This is a genomic window from Bremerella sp. JC817 (genome assembly GCF_040718835.1).
Classification (GTDB): Bacteria; Planctomycetota; Planctomycetia; order Pirellulales; family Pirellulaceae; genus Bremerella.
On the sequence record NZ_JBFEFG010000240.1, the window covers coordinates 66842 to 90210 of the forward strand.

Sequence of the window (23369 nt, forward strand, 5' to 3'; positions counted from 1 at the left end):
GCACGAAGGTCCATTTTGTGGACAAAGACCCGTCGGATGGGGCCGGAGGGGTCGCCTTTTGCGGCTGGCGGTTTGCCGTTATCCTAAACGCTGCGCAATCGTTAGAAAATCGGTTGTGTGAACGTCATCAATTCGACCAAGACTTATTTCCCCCAGGGTTAAGAGCAATGGGACTATTCACGGGTAAGAAGGGCCTGATCGTCGGCGTCGCGAACGATCGATCGATCGCATGGGGAATCGCGCAGAAGATCATGGAAGAAGGTGGTGAATGTGGCTTCACCCATCTGCCCGATAAACCAGAAGACGAACGCCAGAAGAATCGCCGTCGCGTCTCGAAGCTGACCGATGAGTACGATAACGCCAAGTTCCTGGTCCCGCTCGACGTTCAGTCGGACGAAAACATCGCCGAAGTGATGAAGACCACTGAAAGCGAACTGGGCAAGATCGACTTCCTGTTGCATTCGGTTGCTTTCGCCACGATCGAAGACATCCGCGTGCCAACGGTTCAGTGCAGCCGCGATGGTTTCAAGCTGGCCATGGATATCAGCGCTTACAGCCTGATCGCCCTGACTAACGCCGCTCGCCCACTGTTCAACGAAGGGGCTTCGGTTTGTGCGATGACCTACTTCGGTGGCGAAAAGGCCGTGCCCGGCTACAACATGATGGGTGTCTGCAAGGCAGCCTTGGACAGTATCGTGAAGTATCTGTCGTTTGATATGGGTGCCTACAGTGTTCGTGTCAACGCGATCAGTGCCGGTCCTTTGAAGACGCTGGCCGCCAGTGCCGTCGGGTCGAAGGAAATGGAAGATCTGTACGCCGCTGTTTCGCCGCTCAACCGTAATATCTCGATGGAAGAAGTGAGCAACTCCGGTGCGTTCCTGCTGTCGGACATGGCCAGTGGTATCACCGGCGAAATCCTGCACGTCGATGCTGGTTACAACATCATGGGCAGCCCAGGCCGTATGGCGGGCGAGTACATGAAGCTGAAGAAGGAAGCGGAGGGGAAATAGTCCCCCCGCCCTGCACCAGTCGATTCAAAACGAAAAACGCCGCGAGATCTCGCGGCGTTTTTTTATGATCAGATATCGCTCAAGCGGGAGATGGAAAGCGGCTTCGCATGAATAACTTCTCCCACAAGTTCGCCGGCCGCAGTCGAGGATCATCGGGTGCGATCAGATGCGTCTTGCCGCGCCGCGTTCGGCAGTGGATGCCTTCCGCATCGACTTCGGTCACCAGCCAGTACTTGTCTACGGCGTAGGTATAGTACTCCCCCCGCGATTCCGGTTCGACATCGTGCGCCCTGGGGCCAGGGCTCGTCGTGTGTTTGGTCTTCGTATAGACGACCACATCGCCGGGGCGGAACATCAACAACTCTCCGAGTTTACGCGTTGGATCAGGGCCATTTTTCGAGAGAAATGCCCCTGATTTCAGAGTATCGCTTGCCCTGAGTTTCGTCAATCTGAAGCCGCTTTCAGGAGGTATTTCCACAAAAGGCATAGCAGTTGCACCGTTAGGGGGAGGCCCCTTTTTGTTGGATAAACCTGGAATTCGTGAAAAAATTGCTTGGCAATTCCGTAGAATGAAGGTCTTGTCTTAACAAACTGCGTGGTTCTTTACCCCACTTCTCGCAGGAGGATTTCGTATGTCGATACCGACTTCGACGACCGTGCCAACGGCTCCAGCACTCACGGCACGTCAGATTATGGCTACCAAGCTCGTCACGCTGAGCCCGGACGAAGATGCTTTGGCTGCCGTACGTAAGCTGCTTCAGTACCGGATCTCTGGTGCTCCTGTGGTCGACAGCGAAGGGAATTTCCTGGGGATCTTTTCGGAAAAGACTTCCATGCGATTCCTGCTCGACGCCGCCTACTCGCAGCTTCCTTCCAATCGCGTCAGCGCGTTTATGAATACCGACATCGCTCGGTTGATCACCGCCGATACCGATTGGCTCACGTGTGCTCAGATCTTCTTGTCGACCCCTTACCGGCGGTTGCCGGTGCTAGAAGGGACCAAATTGATCGGCCAGGTAAGCCGCCGGGATCTGCTGAACGCCGCCATTCAAATGATTGATAAGCCTGATCGACGGAATGGCAAATTTGTGATGTATTTCAGCGCCCTCGTTGAATTAAACGACAATCCGGTCGAATAAGCTTCGATCGGAGCCAGCGCATTCCACGCAGGTCGCCGAGTGACCACTATTCGACGGCTGCGTGGAATTACCATAATGACGGCTCCTTCCCCCATTCACTGGATGAAAGAGCGTTATGTTGGTCGCGGCCGGTTTGATTTTGATTGGTCTCGTGGCGTTGGTCATTGGGGGCGAACTGCTGGTACGCGGAGCCTCGCAACTGGCTTCGTTGATCGGCGTTTCTCCGCTGGTCATCGGTCTGACGGTGGTGGCCTTCGGTACCAGTGCCCCGGAACTGGCAGTCTCTTTAAAGGCCGGTTTCGCTGGCAATGCCGACATCGCCGTGGGCAATGTGATCGGCAGCAATATCTTCAATGTTTTGCTGATTCTCGGGCTTTCTGCCCTGGTGGCACCTCTCGCGGTGAATTCGCAACTGATTCGCCTCGAACTCCCTTTAATGATCGGTGTTTCTGTCCTGGTCTGGGTAATGGGGCTCAATGGCAATATTGGCCGGATCGAGGGCGGTTTACTATTTGCCGGGCTGGCGGCCTACATCGTCTGGTCGGTGGTCCAAAGCCGGCGTGAATCCAAAGCGATTAAGGAAGAGTTCGCCGAGGAGTTCGCTAAGGCCCCTTCGTCGACTGCCGGAACGATTTTGCAGTTGGTTTGGATCGCCCTGGGGCTGGTTGGGCTGGCCTTCGGCTCGAAATGGCTGGTTGACGGTGCGGTGATGATTGCCCGGCAGCTTGGAATGAGCGAACTGCTGATCGGTCTGACCATCGTGGCAGCCGGAACCTCGCTGCCAGAAGTGGTCGCCTCGGTGATGGCCTCGCTGAAAGGCGAGCGTGATATCGCTGTCGGAAATGTGGTCGGCAGCAATCTTTTCAACCTGATGTGCGTCCTGGGGCTGACTTCGGTCATAATGCCCGACGGAGTTCCAGTCGCGTCGACGGCAATCTGGCAGGATATGCCCATCATGATCGGGGCGAGTTTGCTCTGCTTACCAATCTTCTTCACGGCCCGTCGCATCGATCGCTGGGAAGGAGGAATCTTTTTAGGTTGGTACGTTCTTTACACCACCTACCTCGTGTTGAAGGCGACGAATCCGACGTTGGCCTATGGGTTCGGGCTGGTGGCGGTTTGGGGACTGATCCCGCTGACAGTGGTCGTGCTGCTGGTCTCAGTGGTCCTGACTCGTCCTGCCGAGCCTGAATTGCCACAAAATGAAGGTGCAAGTGGCTAGTTCTGCCGGATGGTGCCTCATTGCCGCTGGGACTAACGTCTAGTAAAATCCGCGGTTTACCCTAACTTGCCGTCCCGACCTGGTAGTAGGAAGGGACTGTCGGTCTCCCATACGGTTTCGGTGGAAAGCATGAGCACCAAGAAGAACTTGATTGTTGCCCAAAGCGGTGGCCCCAGTCCGGTAATTAACAACACACTTCGCGGCCTGGTCGAAGCGGCCCTGCAGACCGACAACATCGGTACGGTGTACGGTGCTCATCACGGGATTGAAGGGGTTCTGAAAGAAGAACTGATCAATCTGACCAATCAGCCTGCCGAAGAGATCTCGCTGCTGCGATACACGCCAGCCGCCGGTTCGATCGGTACCTGTCGCTATAAGCTTAAGGACTGGCAGAACGAAGACTTCGATCGCTGCATTGAAGTGTTCAAGGCCCACAACATTGGGTACTTCGTCTACATCGGCGGCAACGACTCGATGGACACCGCCAATAAGATCGCCAAGATGGCCCAGGATCGTGGCCTCGATCTGGTCGGCATCGGTGGTCCCAAGACGATCGACAACGACGTCGGCGACAGCGAATTCAAGCTGATCGACCATACGCCTGGTTATGCTTCGACCGCCAAGTACTGGATGCACATGATTCAGTACGCCAACGAAGAAAACCGCGGTAGCTGCCCAGCCGACCCGGTTCTGGTCATGCAGGCCATGGGCCGCAAGATCGGCTACATTCCGGCTGCTGCCCGTCTGGCCGACCCGAAGCGTGAAATGCCGCTTCAGATCTACATGGCCGAATCGCCTTGCTCGCTGGAAGAGCTGCACGAAAACGTCAACAAGCAGCTTCGCGAAGATGGCCGCTGCATCGTGGTTCTCAGCGAAGGCTTCGACGTCGGCGATATTGGTGCCCGTAAAGACTCGTTCGGTCATACCAGCTTCAGCGCCAGTAGCATCACCGTGGCTCAGATCGTCACGAACTACCTCAACGAAAACGGTCTCGCCGTGAAGGGTGCGGCTCGCTGCAATGTGAGTGGTACCGATCAGCGTCACGCGATGGCCTACGCCTCGTCGGTTGACTTGGACGAAGCTTACCACGCCGGCGAGATGGCCGCTGTCTTGGCCTCGACCGGTCAGTCGGGCTACATGTCGACCATCCTTCGTAACGAAGGGGACGTCTACAGCGTTCGCTACGACAAGGCTCCATTGTCGGAAGTCGCCAACAGCGAACGTACCTTCCCGAAAGAATGGATTACGGCCAATGGCTACGACGTTACCGACGAGTTTGTAAAGTACGCCAAACCGCTGCTGGGCGAAGGTATGGTCAGCTTGCCGATGATCGACGGTCGTCAGCGGATGACCCGCTTGGAGCCAATGTTCGCCGAGCAGAAACTGCCGGCCTACGTGCCTCAGGCCGACCGTCAGGAAGCTCCGAAGAAGTAACCGACGCCTCGCGTTCCTCTCAGCCAGCAACGAATCCATTTAAGAGCGAGATCCAACAACATGGTCTACCAGATTGAACCGAAGAACGAATTTCTCGTCGGTATCGACTCGGATGGTTGCGTGTTCGATACGATGGAGCTGAAGCACAAAGAATGCTTCATCCCGAACATCATCAACTACTACGAGTTGCAGGGCGTCAGCAAGTATGCCCGCGAAGCCGCCGAGTTTGTGAACCTGTACTCGAAGAGCCGCGGTATCAACCGTTTTCCTGCCCTGGTCGAAGCGCTCGAATGGTTGCAGAAGCGTCCCGAAGTGATCGAACGTGGTGCCAAGATCACCATTCCTCCATCGCTGACCAAGTGGATCGCCGAAGAAACCAAGCTTGGCAATCCAGCCCTGGAAGCCAAGGTTGCTGAATCGGGCGACGCCGATCTGGCCCACTGCTTAAAATGGTCGAAGGCAGTCAACGAAACGGTTGCCGGCATGGTCCGTGGCGTGGCTCCTTTCCCTTCGGTTCGCAAGTGCCTGGAAAAGCTGACCGGCAAGGCCGACATGCTGGTCGTTTCGGCGACGCCAAACGATGCTCTGAACGATGAATGGGAAGAGCACGACATCCGCAAGTTCGTGACCGAAATCTGCGGTCAGGAAGCGGGCAACAAGAAGGAAACGCTGACCAACGCCACCAAGTACAAGCCAAATCAGACCCTGATGATTGGCGATGCTCCCGGTGACTACAAAGCAGCCGTGGCCAACGATTGCCTCTTCTACCCGATCAATCCAGGCGACGAAGAAAACAGCTGGAAGCGATTCTACGACGAAGGAATCGATAAGTTCCTGAACCTTGAATTCGCTGGCGATTATCAGAAGGCATTGCTGGAAGAATTCGACCGCTACCTGCCCGAAAAGCCAAGCTGGCCTGTCGTCGGTTAGGTTGCCTGCTGGCTTCGGTCAGCGCTCCATTTCAAGCGAGCCCCTCGCAATCGAGGCCGAGGGGACGAACGGTTTCGAGTCGACTGCCTACGAAACACGACCCGCGAATACACAACTGACCCGTTAATTCTCGAGAGGAACGAAACATCATGTCCGATGCTTCCTGCGATTTTGGTTTGATCGGTCTCGCCGTGATGGGCGAAAACCTGGCCCTGAACGTCGAAAGCCGCGGCTACAAAGTGGCCGTCTACAATCGAACCACCGAGAAGACCGACGAGTTCATTCAAGGCCGTGCTGCTGGCAAGCAGTTCATTGGCTGCCATGACCTGAAAACGCTGGTCAAGTCGCTCAAGCGTCCTCGTAAGGTCATGATGCTGATCAAGGCTGGGCCAGCCGTCGACGCCGTGATCGAAGAACTGCTTCCGCTGATGGAACCAGGCGACATCATCATCGACGGTGGTAACACCCACTACGCCGACACGGAACGTCGTACCAAGTACGTCGAAGAAAAGGGCCTGCTGTTCGTTGGCTCGGGCGTTTCCGGTGGTGAAGAAGGTGCCTTAAAGGGCCCCAGCCTGATGCCAGGCGGTAGCAAGGCAGCCTGGCCATACATCAAGGAAATCTTCCAGGCCATCTCGGCCAAGGTTGGTCCCAATAACGACATCCCATGCTGTGAATGGGTTGGTCCTCGTGGTGCCGGTCACTACGTGAAGATGGTCCACAACGGCATCGAATACGGCGACATGCAGTTGATCTGCGAAGCCTACTTCCTGCTGAAGCACGGCCTGGGGCTGACCAACGACGAACTGTACGACGTGTTCGATCAGTGGAACAGCGGCGACCTGCAAAGCTACCTGATCGAAATCACCCGCGACATCTTCAGCGTGAAAGATGACGAAGGGGATGGCTACCTGGTCGACAAGATCCTGGACGTCGCTGGTGCCAAGGGTACCGGTAAGTGGATGAGCCAATTGGCTCTGGATCTGGGCGTGCCAAGCACCCTGGTGACCACCGCTGTTTACGCTCGTGCTTTGTCGGCTGCCAAGGAAGCTCGCGTTCGTGCCAGCAAGGTTCTGACCGGCCCAAGCGGCAAGACCACGACCGAACGGACCAAGTTCATCGAACAGGTTCGCGAAGCGTTGTACGCCTCGAAGCTGTGCAGCTACGCTCAGGGCTTCGTGCAGTTGCAAGCCGCTTCGGCCGAACATGATTGGGACTTGAACTACGGCGATTGTGCCCTGTTGTGGCGTGGTGGCTGTATCATTCGTGCCCAGTTCCTCGATCGCATCAAGGAAGCCTTCGACAAGGACGCCAACCTGGAAAACTTGCTGTTGGATCCGTACTTCACCGAAGCCGTCACCAAGGGCCAGGCCGGATGGCGAGAAGTGGTCAAGACCGCCATCGAACTCGGTATCCCAACGCCAGCGTTTGCCGGTGCTTTGGCTTACTACGATGGCTACCGCAACGATCGCCTGCCAGCCAACTTGCTGCAGGCCCAGCGCGATTACTTTGGTGCTCACACCTTCCAACGCACCGACAAGGAAGGTACTTTCCACGCCGAATGGCTGCACCGTCGCCGCGAGCCAAAGGCTTAGTCCTTTACGCTCTTTGCGTCTGATACCTCACCCACCCTGCCACAAACCCTTGGGCCAGCCTGGCCCGAGGGTGCTTTCTGGAAGATCGACCACCGAATGGCCGCTGATTACTTAACCAAACTGTTCGGGCTCGATGGGCAAGTCGCCATCGTTATCGGTGCTTCTGGTGTTCTGGGTGGGGCAATTGCAGAAGGTTTGGCCCTGGCCGGAGCGACGGTTGTTGTCAGTGGCTTAAATCCGGAACGGGGCGAAAGCCGCGCCGAACGGATCCAGGCAGCCGGCGGCAAGGCAGAGTTCATCTCGGCCGATACCCTCTCGCGGGAATCGCTCGCCGAACTTCGTGATCAGTGTCTCGAAAAGTTCGGCCGGATCGACATGCTGGTCAACTGTGCCGGCGTGAACTCGTCGGTCCCTTACGAAGAGATTAGCGACGACGATTGGCAACGGGTAATGGATACCAACCTGACCGGTACCCATCTGGCTTGCCAGGTCTTTGCACCTTACTTTGCTTCGCGCGAAGAAGGTGGCGCGGTGCTGAATATCGGCAGCGTGACCGCTCATCTGCCTCTTTCCCGCGTGTTCGCCTATTCCGCCTCGAAGGCGGCTGTGTTGAACCTGACCAAGAACCTGGCTCGGGAATATGCCACCAAGGGTGTTCGCTTCAATGTCTTATGCCCCGGATTCTTTCCGGCTGAGCAGAATCGCAAGATTCTGGACAAAGAGCGAGTCGATAACATCATCGGTCAAACGCCGATGGCCCGGTTCGGTGAACCGGAAGAGTTGGTTGGGGCATCCATTCTTTTGTTGTCCCGTGCTGCGGGCAGCTTTATTACCGGAGCGACGGTTTACGTCGACGGTGGTTTCACGGCCATGCGATTTTAAGCCGCCGCTGCTTCGGGGGGAGTTCTCCCAACTTTTTTGCGCAGGCATAATTGGCCGTCAGAGTCTTTGCCGTTAGGTTGGCTAGTGAGGAAGTGAACGCGCACGTTCAGACTCGCTGCGAAAACCTCAATGCGCTGCGCTAGGAAGCAGGAAAAGCCAATGTCTCACACGATTGTCATCTTCGGTGCCTCTGGCGACTTGACCAGCCGGAAGCTGATTCCCGCCCTCTATCTGCTCTCCCGCAAGGGACGGCTGCCTGAGAACACCCGGATTGTCGGGATGTCTCGAACCGAGTTCTCGCATGATGCGTGGCGGGCCGATCTGAAAGAAACCACTGCCAAGTTTACCGACAACAAGTTCGACGAAGAGACATGGGCCAAGTTTGCCGCCAATGTCTACTATCACCCGGGCGACTTGACCAAGCTGGAAGATCTGAAGGGACTGAAATCGTTCCTGGAAGAAGTCGAAGCCGGCCCAGCGGAACGCGTCTATTACCTGTCGACGGCACCTCGCTTGTACATCTCGGCGATCGATTGCCTCGGCGAATCGGGCCTGGCCAACCAGGAAGAAGGTTCACGGCGAATCGTTCTGGAAAAGCCATTTGGCTACGACCTGAACACCGCCAAGCAGTTGAACAAAGATGTGAACCGTGTTTTCCCGGAAGACACCGTTTACCGCATTGACCATTACCTTGGCAAAGAAACCGTGCAGAACCTGTTGGTGATGCGGTTTGCCAACTCGATCTTCGAGCCGCTCTGGAATCGTAACTACATCGATCACGTCCAGATCACGGTGGCCGAAGAAGTGGTCGTCGGGCGCCGTGGTGGCTACTACGATCAAGCGGGTGTGCTGCGAGACATGTTCCAGAATCACTTGCTGCAGCTGCTGATGGTGACCGCCATGGAAGCTCCGGTGAAGTTCGATGCCGACATGGTCCGCGACGAAAAGGTGAAGGTCCTTCGCTCCATTCGTCCGATGACGCACGACGAGATCGTCAAAGAAACGGTTCGTGGCCAATACGCCGGATACCGCAAAGAAGAAGGCGTTCCGGCCGACAGCCAGACCGAGACCTTCGCCGCGATGCGTTTGTGGGTCGACAACTGGCGTTGGAATGGCGTGCCGTTCTATCTGCGAAGCGGCAAAGGAATGTCGTGCCGCACGACGCAGATCGTCATCCAGTACAACCAGGCCCCGCACACGCTGTTCGATAAAAAGAAGTGTCACCTCGATGCGTGCCGCCTCGTGATGCAGATTCAGCCTGCCGAAGGGATCCAGCTCCAGATTCAGAGCAAGGTCCCTGACGAAGGCATGGTCACGCGAATGACTCCCCTCGCCTTCCGCTTCCGGCAAGAGTTCCAAGGCGAACTGCCCGACGCCTACCAGCGTCTGCTGCTGGATGCCTTGCAAGGAGATGCCAGCTTGTTTGCACGCAGCGACGAAGTCGAACTGGCCTGGGGGATCATCGATCCGATCATCGAAACATGGCGTTCCGAGAAGCCACCGACCCTGCACACCTACGAGACCGGTTATTGGGGGCCAAACGAGTCAAACGACTGGATGGCCGAGCATGGCCGGCTGTGGTTCGACGTCTGCCCGGTGTTGCACTAAGCACCGGCGGGCCAAGAAATAAAAACGGGGTCGAACGGTTGGGGCAGGTAACCGGTCGACCCCTTAAGCATCGCTGGTGATCTCAGGAACCAGCGATGCAGGCTGAGTCATTAAGGTGATTTTGAAGGTTGTTAATCGGAGATAAACAACTTTATAGGAGCAGTTATCGACCACCCATATTCGGGACTTAAGCGAAGTTCGGAAATTTTCTCGGTCCGTTTTCGCCTGGGCTTGATGGAAAAATGATTTCCCGTGGGAAGTCGCACTTTTCACGCAAGCGGATGTGGTTATTCTGGGTTGAAATTGCGACAGAACTAATAGAATCTGAGGTTTTCTCGATCCATGCCCCTACGACTTGGCAATTTAGAGCTCGATTTTCCGCTGGTTCAGGCCGCTCTCTCAGGCTACAGCGATATGTCGATGCGGGTGATTGCCCGCCGCATGGGGGCCCCTTACACAATCTGTGAGGTGATGCTCGACAAGTTCCTGGTCGAGCTGAACGATCGCAAAAAGAACAAGCACTTCCTGGCGATCGCCGATGAAGAGCACCCCGTAGGTGGACAATTGATGGGGGCCGAGCCCGAGCAGTTCGCTGCGGGGGCGGCACGTCTGGTCGAAGCGGGTTTCGACGTGATCGATATCAACTTCGGCTGTCCGGTCAAAAAGGTGCTGGGGCGGTGCCGTGGCGGCTTTCACTTGAGTCAGCCAGAGGTGGCCTTGGATATCGTCCGTCGCACGCGCGATGTCGTTCCTGCGGATATGCCACTGACGGTCAAAATGCGTCGCGGGATCGACGACACCCAAGAGAGCCGCGACAAGTTCTTCGAGATCCTGGACGGGGCCTTCGAGATCGGCGTCGACGCGATCACCGTGCATGGTCGCACCGTGCAGCAGCGCTACATTGGCCCAAGCCGGTGGGAATTCCTCTCGGAAGTCAAACGGCACGTCGGCGACAAGACCATCCTGGGAAGCGGTGACTTGTTCTCGGCTCAGGACTGCTTCGACATGATGAATCAGACCGGCGTCGATGGCGTGACGGTCGCTCGTGGGGCGATCGGCAATCCGTGGATCTTCCAGCAAGCCCGGGCGCTGGCCGCGGGCGAACCGTTGCCGCCGCCACCGACCACGTTCGAGCAGTTGGAAATCATCGACGAACATCTGCGATTAGTCGTCGAACTGTATGGCGAAGCGAAGGCGATGACCAACTTCCGCAAGTTCGGCGTGAAGTATTCGTTCCTGCATCCGCAGATGGAAGAACTGCGAGCCCGCTTCGTTCGCATTCGAGAGATGGCGGACTGGTTGGCTCTTCGCGAAGAGTTCTACAGCGAAGATCAGCCAGGGAAATATCTCTCGGCCGAAATTCACAACGGCCAGGTCAACTGCTCGGCAGGTTAGCGATCGCACGCTTCAGTTCTGCCTGAACATTGTCGTGCGGCTCGACGGGTAAACGTTCCTTCAGCGTTCGCGGAACCTGGGGAAAATCGTGCTGGCCTAACGCCCACGCGGAAGCTCCCCGGACAAGCCATTCTTCGTCGGTTAGTCCCAACTGAAGTGCGGGCAGATTGTCTTCGTGCGGCTGATTACCGAGCACGATCGCGGCGTTGCGTAAAACACCTCGGCGACGCGTTCGCCAGAGCGGCGTTTTGCGAAAGCGTTCGCGAAAGTGTTCTTCGGTCATCGTGAACAAGCTGCGCAGTTCGAGCGGTGCCCGATCGCTTGCCGGAAAGAACGCGTCGTGCGTCGAGACCGGCGACTTGTTGTTCCATGGGCAAACGTCCTGGCAGACATCACAGCCGAACACCCAGTCGCGCATCCCGGGCCGCAGATCGGCCGGGATTTCGTCGCGAAGCTCGATCGTCAAATACGAGATGCAGCGTGTCGCATCGAGTTGTCCTGGGCCAACAAACGCATCGGTCGGACATGCATCGAGGCAGGCCGTACACGTTCCGCAGTGACTGGCGTTGAATGGCTCGTCGTAGGTCAGTGGCTGGTCGATCAAGATCGCGGCGAGAAAGAACAAACTGCCAAGTTGCTTGTTGAGCAGCATCGTGTTCTTGCCGAACCAACCAAGCCCTGCCTGTTGCGCGAACTCCCGTTCCAACAGGGGCGCCGTATCGACCACGCCACGAATCTGGGCCTCGGGCGCCCACTCGGCGATGGCTCGTTTCAACTGCTTGAGGCGGGCATGAATCCAGTCGTGATAATCGAGTTCGCCAAAGGCATACCGCGATACCCTACCCTGCCCGGCTGCCAAGGGCGGGATCGCTTCGCTTTTGTAGTTGAGGGCCAGCATGACAATGCTTTGGGCCCCATCCAGTACGTAGCTCGGGTGGGAATACGCTTCGCGGCGTTCTTCCAGATACTGCATTTCACCGGCGTAACCGGCGTCGAGCCACTCGTGAAATCTATGCAGCCCCGTCGGCGTCACGGCTGGGCAGACCCCCACCGCGGAGAAGCCTATCTGATAGGCCTCCTGACGGATCAACGAGGTTAAATCATCCATCGAAGCTGACACGTGTACAAAAGCGGCAAATGAATTTGCGTTCGTTCGGAAGCGTAATTAGGGTGAGATTATAGGGACTGAATCACCAAGGAGGGGTTCGACAGTATGGTTACGCAAGGTGTTCTGAGATGCGCAAGGTATTTTTGGTGTTGTTGGCTGCGGCGATCTCCGCAGGCTTGTTTTCGGCTCGCGAGGCGATGGCGGACGGCAACATCATCGTCCATCGTACTTCATCGGTTGCCTTTGGTAACAACGGCGGCATGGGCTACGGCGGGAATTGGGGCTGGGGACCGTTCAATGTGAACCGTTCGCTCGGCTACATTCCGGTTCCTCCGTACTATGCACTGCACCCCCCGGTGTATTACTCGCACAACGTCGCTGTTCCTTACGGCGTGAGCCCCTACGCGATCTCGGCGATCAGCTCCGGCTCGTCGGCAAGTGCCAGCGTCAGTGGCGGCTCGTACTCGGCTCCAGAGCCCAAGATGGTGATCAATCCGTATTACGAAGCGGAAGAAACCGCGGAGGCCCCAGCCGCCGAAGAGCAGCCAGTCACCAAGGTTATCGATGCGAAGGGCTCGGAACTCTCGCATCAGCCACAAGTCGTGCACAACGCTTCCTAAGCGATTGCCGGCCAACAAGACGTCTTACGCCCTGCCAGCGGCCTCGCTAGCGGGGCGTTCTTATTTCTTGGTCGGCTTGGTTGCGGCAAAGGGTGGCGGGAACTTGAGAGATTCTTGATTCGTTTCCCCGATTCGTCTTGTCGCTGGCTAGCAGTCTTTGGTAACTTCCCCCCGCCGTCCGCCAAAGCGAGCGTGACGGGCACGATCTATCGATTTCGGGAGGATAGCCGTTCTGCTTGGCATTGGCCGGCGAAGAAGGCTGTATCCGGAAAAGGATTTCCCATGAGAAGCCTCGTTACAGCAAGTGTGTTGCTGCTTTTGTTTGTCGGCTGCCAGAATCGGCAATCGCAGGTGAATCCGTTCGCGGTCTATGGTCCGCAGCGGTTGCCACCTCCCGGTACGCAGACCTACGGGCAGCCTGCGCAGACCGCCCCTTATTACCAGGGACCAGCCGCCAATACGGCTCCGACGCTCAACGGTGGCTATCCTCAGCAGAATGCTCCGGCGCAATTCAGCCCGCCTGCGAACACCTATCCGGCTCCGACCGGGCCATCGTCCTATCAACAGGGGCAGTGGCAGAGCGTTAGCCAAAGCGGAGGAACGACCGGCGGGGTGGTTCAAGCGACACATACCGAGGCGGTCAGCAGTTCTTCGGCGACCACTCCGTCGGTTCAAGCGACGACCAATGGCAATGTTGGCGTGACATCAGAGGACTCGAATCCCTATCTGCGTGGCATGCGTGTGAACGAGGTTTCGACCACCGCCGAGCCTATCTCGACGCCGATTGCCCCGCCAGCGACCTCGACTTTGCCGAGCAACGCCGGTTGGGCGACCAATCCGGCGATGACCAGCGGAAGCACGACTGTCAGCCAGCCGACGCCAAGCCGTATCCCCTAACTGGGGATAAGCTTGCCGATTGCCACTTGACGATTTCGGTCGTACGGGAAACCATGGAGCCCATGGATACACTGCAAAACCCCGCACAAGCCGGCGATCAGCCGACGATGACCGACCTGAAGGTTCCTCCTCTGCGCATTGGCGATCTCGTTATCGATCCGCCGATTCTGCAAGCGCCGATGGCTGGTTTCACCAACTTTGCCTTCCGTCAGATCGTTCGCGAATACGGCGGTGTCGGCCTTTTGGCGACAGAAATGGTCAATGCCCGTGGGTTCCATTGGCTGGACGAGAACGAAGCCGAATTCCCCGATCGCTTGTGGGGTGTCGAAGACGAGCCTCGTCCGTTGGCCGTTCAAATCTGGGACAATCAGCCCGACGTGATGGCGAAGGTTGGCCGTCGTCTGGTCGAAGAGTTCCAGGTCAGCGTCGTCGACATCAACTTCGGCTGCCCGGTCAAGCAAGTCACTGAGAAGGCCCACAGCGGGTCTTACCTGTTGCGGGTGCCCGATCGAATGGGGCAGATTATCTCGCGACTGGTAGAAGCATGTGCCCCGACTCCGGTGACCGCCAAGATTCGCTTGGGCTGCAGCGAGAACACGATCAACGCCAACGAAATTGCCCAGGTCGTCGAAGAGAGTGGCGCTTCCGCCCTTACCGTTCATGGCCGCGTGGCAGAGCAGTACTTCAAAGGGGAAGCCGACTGGGAGCGGATCTCAGAGATCAAATCGTATCTGAAGAAGATCCCTCTGATTGGCAACGGCGACCTCGATTCGGCCGAGAAGGTTTATCGTGCCTTCCGCGACTACAATGTCGACGGCGTGATGATCGCTCGGGCGTGCCTCGGTCGCCCGTGGCTCTTTGCCCAGGCCGCTGCCGCGATCCAGGGCCGACCAATTCCGGCCGAACCGACATTGGTCGAGCAGCGCGATTGCATGCTGCGGCATTACGACCTGGTGGTCGACCGCTTCGGTCCGAGCAAGGGAACGCTGCTGATGCGGAAGTTCGCTTGCTGCTATGCCCAGGCCAAGCCAGGGGCACGCCATTTCCGTTCGGCCGTCGGCAATGTTTCAACGCCGGCCGAGTTCTATGAAGTCGTCGAGAAGCACTTCCCGATCAGCCCGGTCCCGTTGCCGGTCTAAGTCCGATCGGGCTGTCGATTACCAGTGGCATGTCCGTTGGCAGCTCCAACTGGCATGACGATGGAAAGTCTCGTGCGTTTCGATCGGCTCGGCCAAGCCTCGCTGCGAACTAAGCATGCGAATGTCGTCGGGCGTATCGAAGTCGCCATCAGGACCGGCACTGCGAATGGCAAACTGGTTGCCATCTTCTGGCTCGTAGCGAACGGCGTTGCCAAACGCGTCTTCGATTTCGATCACCAGCTTGTTCCCTTCGATCCCTTCGGGAAGCTGGCCGTTCTCTTGACGGTACGATTCGACCACAACGCAGGCATGATCCAAAATCTGCTGCGTTTTCGCGATCTTAGGGGCTTTGACGCTGTAGTAGTGGGCCGCCGAGGCTGCCATGGCGATCGAACCGACACCGACGGCAACGATCATCGTACCCACGCCGCCAATAATCAGACCGGCGATGGCCATACCGCGGCGACGCGAGAACAGCCCTAGAAAGCTAAGCAGCAGGCCCAGCGGGCAGAGCAGGCCGAACGTAGCGATCAGCCCAAACAACGAAATCCCAAAGCCCCAGGCCCCCAGCACGTTGGCTTTGGGCTTTTGATAGTGGTGGCATTGGGACGAATGGTTTTGCGGATGAGAACACATCGGACGGCTTCCTTTTTCCGGGGGGAACAGCGGGAGATCGGTACGGATCTCCCGCTTGGGAAGTCATTCGCCGACTAGTGGAATTTCTTGAACTCCCCAGCCTTATATTTTCTCCAGTATTCGTTCACCGCTCGCTTGACCGTTGGTGCTAAGAGTAGGCATCCCATAATGTTAGGGAAGGCCATCGAGAGGATCATGAAGTCGGAAAAATCAAGCACGTTGTTCATCGTGAAGATCGGTCCGAGGAAAACAGCCACGATAAAGATGATCTTATAGAGCACCACGCTGCGGGCACCGAAGAGCCGTTCCCAGGCCCGTTCGCCGTAGTAGCTCCACGAAATGATCGTCGAGAAAGCGAACAGCACCACCGCCAGGGTCAGCACCCATGGGAACCAGGAGATCTGGCTTTGGAATGCTTCCGAGGTCAGCTCAACCCCTTGGTACCCCTTCTCGTAGACCCAGGTATGGTTGTCCCAGGCACCGGTGATCAAGATCACCAACGCGGTCATCGAGCAAACCACGATGGTATCGATAAACGGTTCCAGCAGCGCGACGAAACCTTCGCGGACAGGTTCGTCGGTCTTCGCGGCACTGTGGGCAATGGCGGCACTACCGACACCAGCTTCATTGCTGAACGCAGCTCGGCGAACACCCAGCACGATCACGCCCAAGATCCCGCCTCGCACGGCGTGCGGATTGAAGGCCTCGGTGAAGATCATCGAAACCAGGTCCGGGATCTGCGTGAAGTTCGTGAAGATGATGTAGAGACACGCGAGCATGTACATGACGCACATGGTCGGCACGATCTTGCTCGCCGCGGCACCGATGCGTTTGATACCGCCGATGATCACCAGGCCAACCAGCACGGCCATTACCAGCCCGAAGCCAACCTTGAAGTTGGTGCCGAAGTCGTCGACTTCTTTCTGCAGGCGGGTGCGTTCCGCCATCAGCTCGGGCAGGCTATCGAGATCGTCCGCAGCGGCGGCCTCTTGAAGCTTGGTTTGCACCACCGAGAGCTGTTCAGCACTCGAGTTGGGAACCATCTTCAGAACCTGCGACGCGGCCTGATTTCCCTGGAACATGTTGCCACCGCCGAAGCTGGCCATGACGCACATGATCGCGAAAATCACCGAGAAAATCACACCAACCGGCTTCAAACCGAACTGGTCGAAGGCATTCACGAGGTAGTTCATCGGACCGCCCTGGACGGTGCCGTCGGGCTTCACTTCACGGTACATCTGACCGAGGGTGCACTCGATGAACTTGCTGGTCATCCCGAAGAAGCCGCACAAGATCATCCAGAAGAACGCCCCTGGTCCCCCTTCGGTCATCGCGACGGTAACGCCTGCGATGTTCCCCAGGCCGACCGTGGCGGACAAGGCGGAAGCCAAGGCCTGGAAGTGAGTCACTTCGCCTGGCTCGGCGGGATCGTCATAGGTACCGCGAACCACGTTGATGGCATGCGGCACGCCCCAGAAGTTGACGAACAAGAAGTAGAAGGTGAAGAAGACCGCCCCGCCTGACAGCCAGATCACCACCAGCGGCACGCCGCCGATGTATTCGGTGAACAGGTACGGGGTTTCGTCACCGTTGGAAGCGAAGTCGAGCTTCAACTCGCCTGCCATGGCCATTTCGCGGATCTGTTGTGGCGTCTTCCAGTCGTCTGGATTGGTGCTGAGCGCGGTCCGAACCTTCAAAACAGGTCGGAACGTCGCCTCTTCTCCCTTGGTGCCGGGAATGCGGACGTACTTCGTCGAGTCGTTGATGACGTACTTCAGATACTGGACGTCTTCCGATTCAACCTCTCCGTCAGCTTCAGTGTGCTGCAAAATGCCGAGCCGGTAAGGAATGTCTGGATTGGCCGAGCCGACCACTTTACCCGTTTCTGCCCAGGCCATTGCCTCGGTTGGGCTTACTTCGTCCGGCATATCGGCTGGTTTGCGAAGCTTGCTGTTCTCGGCAATGACGAAGGGACCCTTGCTGCCACGCGGACGCACGTAATACAGAACGTGCGATTCCTGGGCGTATTGGCGTTTTTCCGGGATGACTTCGTAAAAGAGGGTCGCCTGCATCTTGCCGACTATCCAGCCGAAGATGTTGTCGACACGCTGGGTCAGCGGAACCGGTTCCTGATCTTCCAGCTTGACCGGGGGAGGATACGCCGCGGGACCGGAAGGTTGATTCTCGGTCGTGGTTTCTTCGGCAGATGTTTCAGCAGGCTGACTGTCCTGACCCACCAACACGACGGTGGTCAGGCTCATTACCAGGAAAAAGAGGGCAATAATGGACCACGGAAAGGCCCTACGAGTTGCGATCATGCAAACTTCCCAAGTTGTCAACTTTCCTGCACGAGACTGGGGCTGCCTCAAGGATCGGTTGAATCAAAAAATCGTTCCAAATTGGATGAGCTGGGGCGATTAGGGTGGTGTTGCTGCCGTAGATTCTAAAGCGTTTTGCTGAAACAGGTTACGGCTTCCTCTGTCAGGGAATCGCTAATTAACGAATATATACTTGTCAAAAATGCGATAATCCCTAACATTAGTGTACTGACACAACTTAGCGACGTGGCTAGCAGATTGCCAGTCGTGCCACCCTGATTTTAATCAATGAACAGCAATTCCGCGCAAAATGAAACACGCTGGGCCAACGAGGTCTTTCCGACCGATTTGGTCGTGTTGGATCTTTTGCGAAAGACGCCATCCCTGACCACGGCTGAAATGGCCGAGGCAATGGATGTCACGGCAACCGCTGTTCGCCAACGACTTAATCGTCTGATGGGCCAAGGGTACGTCGAGCGGCTGGCATCCAAAGCCGGACGGGGCAGACCGACGCACAAGTACCGTCTGACGACCAAGGGAGAGCGGAAAGCCGGGGCTAATTATGCCGATCTGGCGATGGCCCTGTGGGATGAAATCCGCTCGATCGAAGATCCCGACGTCAAGCGTGGCTTGATCTCGCGAATCGCCAAGCGATTGGTCGAGATGTACGCCAGTGAAGTGCGTGGGGAAGATGCCGAACAACGCATCCGCGAGCTGATGGCATTGTTCCTCGGTCGACAAATCCCTTTGGAATACGAGCCGGGTGAGGAAGGTAAGCCAGTCTTGAACGTCTTGGCATGCCCCTACCCTGACCTGGCAGAGCAAGACCGTGCGGTTTGTGCTCTCGAGAAAGCGATGTTCGCCGAGCTACTCGGTCAGAACATGACGCTCAGTCATTGCCGTTTAGACGGCGAAAGTTGTTGCACTTACGAGCTGACGCAGCTTGGCTCGGATACGGAGAGTGTGTGACATGACCAAGCCATGGATTGAAGGTCGGTTTGAAGAGAACGTCATCACGACGACCATCGAACAAGCCATCAACTGGGGACAGCAGGCAAGCATCTGGCCGATGACGTTTGGCCTGGCCTGCTGTGCGATCGAGATGATGGCGGTCGGGGCAAGTCGTTATGACGTCGACCGTTTCGGAGCGGGTGCGTTCCGGGCGTCGCCTCGTCAGGCAGACCTGATGATTGTGGCTGGGACCGTAACGTACAAAATGGCCAGCCGCGTCCGACGGCTTTACAACATGATGCCGGATCCGAAGTATGTCATTGCCATGGGTGCCTGCACCGTGGGTGGTGGTCCTTACTTCAAGTACGGCTATCACGTGGTAAAGGGTGTCGACCTGGTGGTGCCAGTCGATGTCTATGTTCCTGGTTGCCCTCCGCGTCCTGAGGCCCTGCTGGAAGGCCTGATGCGGATTCAGGACAAGATTCGTGGCCATCGCATGAATCGTCGTGGCGGCGTACGCGTCGACGACGAGTTGCCGGTGCCACACCATTCCGGTTATGTCGAAACAACCGGAGCTGAAAACCCGCTAACGCAGCACCAGAAGCTGACTGGCAAATAGAACATTCCTGACGCCCTCCCGGCGTTGCATCCGTTGAGATTTCGTAGAAGCGATAGTCACGTAATGTCCGACGTATTGAAGATTGAGAATTTACACGTTTCGGTGGAAGGTAAGCCGATCCTCAATGGGGTGAACCTGGAGCTCCGCCGCGGAGAAACCCACGCTTTGATGGGGCCGAACGGCTCGGGCAAAAGCACCCTGGGCTTCGCCATCATGGGCCATCCCAAGTACGAAGTGACCGAAGGTCGCATCCTGGTGAACGATGTCGATGTCACCGAAATGGAAGCTGACGAACGAGCCCGACTTGGTTTGTTCATGGCTTTCCAGCGTCCGATTTCGATCCCGGGCGTTCGCATGGCCGACTTCCTGCGACATGCCACGACCAACGTGCGGAACCCAGAACGGAAAGAAGGCGAAGACCTGATTCCGATGCGGGAATTCCGTCGCGAAATCGTCGACAAGATGAAGCAACTGCAGATGGATACCGAGTTCGCCAAGCGTTATGTCAACGAAGGCTTCTCGGGGGGCGAAATGAAGCGTGCCGAGATTCTGCAGCTTGCCATGCTGCAGCCAAAGTTCGCCATCCTGGACGAAACCGATAGCGGTCTGGATGCCGACGCCGTGCGTTTGGCCAGCCAAAGTATCGCTCAGATCGGTGGTGCCGAAATGGGCCTTCTGATCATCACGCACCACGACAAGCTGTTGGAACACAATCCACCATCGCACGCTCACGTGATGCTAGGTGGACGCATTGTAGAAAGTGGCAGCGTCGAGCTGGCTCACGAACTGCATGCCAACGGTTATCAGCGCATCCGCGAGGCGTACCCGGAAGCGGCCGCCATGGAACGCGAGATGCAAGACGAAGAACAAACGGTTTAGTCAAAGCAACGCGAACGTTCGCTGCCTGAAACTGCGACCAGGCATACACGCGAACGACCCTGCTAGTTGCCACCGACGAATTTCAAAAGTTTGGAGAGATAATGGCCACCGATATTACCGCCACCCCGCCTGCGGAAAGCCCGATCGGCGAAATCAACAAGTATGATTTCCGCACGAATAGCAAAGGCGTCTTCAAGGCGAAGAAGGGGCTCAACGCCGAGGTGGTGAATCAGATCTCGGACATCAAGAACGAACCAGATTGGATGCGTAAGTTCCGTCTGGAATCGCTCGAGATCTTCAACTCGAAGCCAATGCCTGAATGGGGCGGCGACATCGATCTCGATTTTCAGGACATCTACTATTACCTGAAGCCGACCGAGAAGCAGGGTAAGACCTGGGACGACGTGCCGGCTGAGATCAAAGAAACCTTCGAGAAGCTCGGTATTCCGGAAGCGGAACGTCAGTTCCTCGCCGGTGTGAAGGCTCAGTTTGAAAGCGAAGTCGTTTACGGCTCGCTGCAGGAAGACCTCGCCCAGAAGGGTGTGATCTTCACCGACACCGACACGGCTTTACGTGAACACGAAGACCTGCTGAAGGAATACTTCGGCACCGTCATTCCTGCCCACGACAACAAGTTCGCCGCACTCAACTCGGCGGTCTGGTCGGGCGGTTCGTTCATCTACGTGCCACCAGGCGTGCAGATCGAATTCCCACTGCAGACTTACTTCCGTATCAACGAAGAAAGCATGGGGCAGTTCGAGCGTACTCTGATCATCGTCGATGAAGGGGCGAAGATTCACTACGTCGAAGGTTGCACCGCTCCGATGTACTCGTCGGAAAGCTTGCACTCGGCCGTGGTCGAAGTGATCTGCAAGAAGGGTTCGCGTTGCCGTTACAGCACCATCCAGAACTGGGCGAACAACATCTTCAACCTGGTGACCAAGCGGGCCATGGCCTACGCCGACGCCACCATGGAATGGGTCGACGGTAACCTCGGCAGCCACCTGACGATGAAGTACCCGGCTGTTTACCTGATGGAGCCGGGCGCTCGTGGCGAGATCCTCTCGATCGCGTTTGCCGGCAAGCATCAGCACCAGGACACCGGTGCCAAGTTGGTTCACTGTGCTCCGAACACTTCGGGTCAGATCATCTCGAAATCGATCTCGAAGGATGGTGGTCGCGGTAGCTATCGCGGTCTGGTGCGTGTCGAAGAAGGTGCCAAGAACACCAAGTGCAGCGTCGTGTGCGATGCCTTGATTCTCGATCCGGAAAGCCAGACCGACACCTATCCATATATCGAAATCATGGAACCTGACGTGGCCATCGGTCACGAAGCCAGTGTTTCGCGAATCGGCGAAGAGCAGCTCTTCTACCTGATGAGCCGCGGTTTGACCGAAGCGGAAGCCAGCACGATGATCGTCAACGGTTTCATCGAACCGCTGGTCAAAGAGCTGCCGATGGAATATGCCCTGGAATTGAATCGGCTGATCGAGCTGCAAATGGAAGGTTCGGTCGGCTAAGCCACCGTACATTCCCCTTGGGAACCTTGGCCAAGCCGCGTCGAATCAAGCAGGCGTGCTTGGCCCTTTTTCTTTGACCGACATAAGAACCAAACATAGCGAAATCATGAGCGTGGGAACCGCTGCCTCGATCGAAAACTGGGATGCCGAGGCCTTCAACCAGTACGTCAAAAAACTCGGCGAGCCTGAATGGCTTGTCAATCTCCGCCAGGAAGCCTTCGAAACATTCGAGGGAATGGATTGGCCGACTCGCAAGGAAGAAGAGTGGATGCGAACCGACATCCGCGGCTTCCAGCTGAAGAAGTTCAATCCGCCGAACCTGGACGCTCCGATCGATCCGGCTTCGTTGACGCGTGGTTTGCTGGCGGAAGGCGTCGACATCGGCGGCCAAGTCGTCTCGCTCAATGGGAAGACGGCGGTCAGCTCGCTCAGCGAAGAACTGAAAGCCCAGGGCGTCATCTTTGGGGACTTCGAATCGGTACTCGCCGAACATGGAGACCTGGTTCAGAAGTACTTGTTCCAGGGCGAATTCGACCCGAACTTCGACAAGTTCAGTGCTCTGCATGCTGCCTTCTTCAGCAACGGCATGTTTTTGTACGTGCCCCGCAACGTGATCGTCGAGCAGCCGCTGCACTTCCTCAACTTGCTGGGAGATAACGGCGTCGATCTGGCTCATACGCTGATCGTGCTGGAAGAAGGTGCCCAGGCCACCGTGCTGACCGAGTCGGCTTCGCTCGACGACGAAAAGCCCGGCATGCACTGCGGTGCGATCGAAGTGATTGTTGGTGATCGTGCCAATCTGCGATTCGTGAATCTGCAGAACTGGGGCGAGAAGGTCTGGCACTTTGCCCAGCAAAAGGGATGTGTTGGTCGCGATGCCAACTTGTTCTGGACGCTCGGCGCACTGGGCAGCCGCCTCTCGAAGGTCAACCAGCACGTTGCCCTCGACAAGCCAGGGGCTCACTGCGAAGTGAACGGCGTGCTTTTCACCGAAGGCAAACAGCACCTTTCGTATCACACGCAGCAGTACCACCGGGCACCAAGCTGTACCAGCAACTTCCTATACAAGGCTGCTCTGCAAGATCAGTCGCGTACGGTTTGGCGTGGCATGATTAAGGTCGCCCCAGGGGCTCAGAAGACCGACGGCTACCAGCGTATCGACAACTTGCTGCTGACCGAGCATAGCCGAGCCGACTCGATTCCTGGACTGGAAATCGAAGCGGACGACGTTCGCTGCACGCATGGTGCCACCACCGGCCGCGTTGACGAAGAACAGGTCTTCTACGCGATGGCTCGTGGCTTCACCCGCAAAGAAGCAACCCGCATGATTGTGACCGGCTTCTTCCAACAGGTGTTCGATCGTATCACCCTGGAAACGGTCCGCGAGGCGTTGGGGCACGCGATTGCCACCCGTGTTCGTGAATACGAATAAACGCTCGGTCCCGCTTGTTGCCAGCCCGGTATTTG

The 23369-nt window shown here is 57.0% G+C and carries 21 protein-coding genes; 17 read left to right on the forward strand and 4 right to left on the reverse strand.

Translation table 11 applies throughout. The annotated features are described in order from the left end of the window. Positions 1 to 167: 167 nt before the first annotated feature. A complete protein-coding gene (locus AB1L30_RS01910; protein ID WP_367011635.1) occupies positions 168 to 1010 on the forward strand; it encodes an enoyl-ACP reductase in 843 nt (280 codons plus the stop codon). Between the two features lie 79 nt (positions 1011 to 1089). Here the strand turns inward: AB1L30_RS01910 and AB1L30_RS01915 are convergent, their stop codons facing one another. Further along, positions 1090 to 1365, reverse strand: a complete 276-nt coding sequence (locus tag AB1L30_RS01915) for a hypothetical protein (RefSeq protein ID WP_367011636.1) — start codon at positions 1363 to 1365, stop codon at positions 1090 to 1092. A 277-nt stretch (positions 1366 to 1642) separates the two neighbouring features. Between AB1L30_RS01915 and AB1L30_RS01920 the strand changes: the two genes are divergently transcribed. The 8 genes from AB1L30_RS01920 (at position 1643) to AB1L30_RS01955 (ending at position 11215) form a co-directional block, all read left to right on the forward strand. Continuing rightward, positions 1643 to 2149 (forward strand): CBS domain-containing protein, encoded by a 507-nt coding sequence (locus tag AB1L30_RS01920; RefSeq protein ID WP_345085507.1) that lies wholly within the window; start codon positions 1643 to 1645, stop codon positions 2147 to 2149. 115 nt (positions 2150 to 2264) lie between these two features. Then, entirely contained in the window at positions 2265 to 3371 is a 1107-nt protein-coding gene (locus AB1L30_RS01925; RefSeq protein WP_367011638.1) for a calcium/sodium antiporter, read from the forward strand. Between the two features lie 129 nt (positions 3372 to 3500). Next, positions 3501 to 4805, forward strand: a complete 1305-nt coding sequence (locus AB1L30_RS01930) for a diphosphate--fructose-6-phosphate 1-phosphotransferase (RefSeq protein ID WP_367011639.1) — start codon at positions 3501 to 3503, stop codon at positions 4803 to 4805. 60 nt (positions 4806 to 4865) lie between these two features. Then, entirely contained in the window at positions 4866 to 5735 is an 870-nt protein-coding gene (locus AB1L30_RS01935; protein WP_345085498.1) for an HAD hydrolase-like protein, read from the forward strand. Positions 5736 to 5884: 149 nt separating this feature from the next. Beyond that, positions 5885 to 7330, forward strand: coding sequence for a decarboxylating NADP(+)-dependent phosphogluconate dehydrogenase (gnd, locus tag AB1L30_RS01940; RefSeq protein WP_367011640.1), 1446 nt, complete (start codon positions 5885 to 5887; stop codon positions 7328 to 7330). 96 nt (positions 7331 to 7426) lie between these two features. Next, positions 7427 to 8212 (forward strand): SDR family oxidoreductase, encoded by a 786-nt coding sequence (locus AB1L30_RS01945; protein ID WP_367011641.1) that lies wholly within the window; start codon positions 7427 to 7429, stop codon positions 8210 to 8212. Between the two features lie 159 nt (positions 8213 to 8371). Further along, positions 8372 to 9820 carry a glucose-6-phosphate dehydrogenase gene (gene zwf / locus AB1L30_RS01950; RefSeq protein WP_367011643.1) on the forward strand — a complete coding sequence of 483 codons (1449 nt, stop codon included), beginning with the start codon at positions 8372 to 8374 and terminating at the stop codon, positions 9818 to 9820. Positions 9821 to 10162: 342 nt separating this feature from the next. Further along, a complete protein-coding gene (locus tag AB1L30_RS01955) occupies positions 10163 to 11215 on the forward strand; it encodes a tRNA-dihydrouridine synthase (RefSeq protein WP_367011644.1) in 1053 nt (350 codons plus the stop codon). Here the strand turns inward: AB1L30_RS01955 and queG are convergent. Beyond that, positions 11196 to 12323: a tRNA epoxyqueuosine(34) reductase QueG gene (gene queG, locus AB1L30_RS01960; RefSeq protein WP_367011645.1), complete on the reverse strand. Its 1128-nt coding sequence runs from the start codon at positions 12321 to 12323 to the stop codon at positions 11196 to 11198. The two genes, AB1L30_RS01955 and queG, sit on opposite strands and share 20 nt — an antisense overlap. Before the next feature lie 128 nt (positions 12324 to 12451). Here queG and AB1L30_RS01965 point away from each other — a divergent pair, with 128 nt between their 5' ends. From AB1L30_RS01965 to dusB, 3 genes are all read left to right on the forward strand, one after another. After that, a complete protein-coding gene (locus AB1L30_RS01965) occupies positions 12452 to 12943 on the forward strand; it encodes a hypothetical protein (RefSeq protein ID WP_367011646.1) in 492 nt (163 codons plus the stop codon). A 282-nt stretch (positions 12944 to 13225) separates the two neighbouring features. After that, positions 13226 to 13840, forward strand: coding sequence for a hypothetical protein (locus AB1L30_RS01970; protein WP_367011647.1), 615 nt, complete (start codon positions 13226 to 13228; stop codon positions 13838 to 13840). A 107-nt stretch (positions 13841 to 13947) separates the two neighbouring features. After that, positions 13948 to 14979, forward strand: a complete 1032-nt coding sequence (gene dusB, locus AB1L30_RS01975) for a tRNA dihydrouridine synthase DusB (protein WP_367011711.1) — start codon at positions 13948 to 13950, stop codon at positions 14977 to 14979. Positions 14980 to 14997: 18 nt separating this feature from the next. On the opposite strand, the gene AB1L30_RS01980 is transcribed toward dusB, so the two are convergent. Together AB1L30_RS01980 and AB1L30_RS01985 are read right to left on the reverse strand one after the other, a co-directional pair. Continuing rightward, positions 14998 to 15615, reverse strand: a complete 618-nt coding sequence (locus AB1L30_RS01980; RefSeq protein ID WP_367011649.1) for a hypothetical protein — start codon at positions 15613 to 15615, stop codon at positions 14998 to 15000. 74 nt (positions 15616 to 15689) lie between these two features. Continuing rightward, complete coding sequence (locus AB1L30_RS01985; RefSeq protein ID WP_367011650.1) at positions 15690 to 17933, reverse strand: alanine/glycine:cation symporter family protein; 2244 nt, start codon at positions 17931 to 17933, stop codon at positions 15690 to 15692. A 288-nt stretch (positions 17934 to 18221) separates the two neighbouring features. Here AB1L30_RS01985 and AB1L30_RS01990 point away from each other — a divergent pair, with 288 nt between their 5' ends. The 5 genes from AB1L30_RS01990 to sufD all read left to right on the forward strand — a co-directional run bounded on the left by AB1L30_RS01990 (position 18222) and on the right by sufD (position 23334). Beyond that, positions 18222 to 18902, forward strand: a complete 681-nt coding sequence (locus AB1L30_RS01990; protein WP_345085468.1) for a winged helix-turn-helix transcriptional regulator — start codon at positions 18222 to 18224, stop codon at positions 18900 to 18902. 1 nt (position 18903) lies between these two features. Further along, positions 18904 to 19503 carry an NADH-quinone oxidoreductase subunit B family protein gene (locus AB1L30_RS01995; protein ID WP_367011651.1) on the forward strand — a complete coding sequence of 200 codons (600 nt, stop codon included), beginning with the start codon at positions 18904 to 18906 and terminating at the stop codon, positions 19501 to 19503. A gap of 63 nt (positions 19504 to 19566) precedes the next feature. Continuing rightward, entirely contained in the window at positions 19567 to 20382 is an 816-nt protein-coding gene (sufC, locus tag AB1L30_RS02000; protein WP_345085462.1) for a Fe-S cluster assembly ATPase SufC, read from the forward strand. Positions 20383 to 20483: 101 nt separating this feature from the next. Continuing rightward, on the forward strand, positions 20484 to 21902 hold the full coding sequence (sufB, locus tag AB1L30_RS02005) for a Fe-S cluster assembly protein SufB (protein WP_367011652.1): 1419 nt from the start codon (positions 20484 to 20486) through the stop codon (positions 21900 to 21902). Between the two features lie 106 nt (positions 21903 to 22008). Continuing rightward, positions 22009 to 23334: a Fe-S cluster assembly protein SufD gene (sufD, locus tag AB1L30_RS02010; RefSeq protein WP_367011653.1), complete on the forward strand. Its 1326-nt coding sequence runs from the start codon at positions 22009 to 22011 to the stop codon at positions 23332 to 23334. Positions 23335 to 23369 lie beyond the last annotated feature (35 nt).